This is a genomic window from Vibrio marinisediminis (genome assembly GCF_014050145.1).
GTDB classification, from domain to species: domain Bacteria; phylum Pseudomonadota; class Gammaproteobacteria; order Enterobacterales; family Vibrionaceae; genus Vibrio; species Vibrio marinisediminis.
This window is the reverse complement of record NZ_JACFYF010000249.1, coordinates 1-272: the sequence shown is the minus strand read 5'-3', so window position 1 is coordinate 272 and position 272 is coordinate 1. Positions and strand designations below refer to the sequence as shown.

The 272-nt window shown below is 39.3% G+C and carries 1 pseudogene; it reads left to right on the top strand.

The features are described 5' to 3' along the window. Nucleotides 1-272 (top strand): annotated as a pseudogene (locus tag H2O73_RS24005) (transketolase); the annotation flags it as partial.

Here is a 272-nt window from a genome sequence, read left to right as displayed (position 1 = left end):
GTATTGCTTTACATGGTGGAGTTATTCCTGTAGTAGCAACTTTCTTTGTGTTTTCAGATTATATGAAACCAGCAATTCGTTTAAGTGCACTTCAAGAGTTAGGAGTGAAATATGTTTGGACACATGATGCGTTTAGAGTAGGGGAAGACGGACCAACACACCAACCTATCGAGCAAGAAGCACAAATTCGTTTATTAGAAAAATTAAAGAACCACAGCGGAGATCCAAGTTTCTTAGCCTTACGTCCAGCAGATTCTGCTGAAACAGTTGTA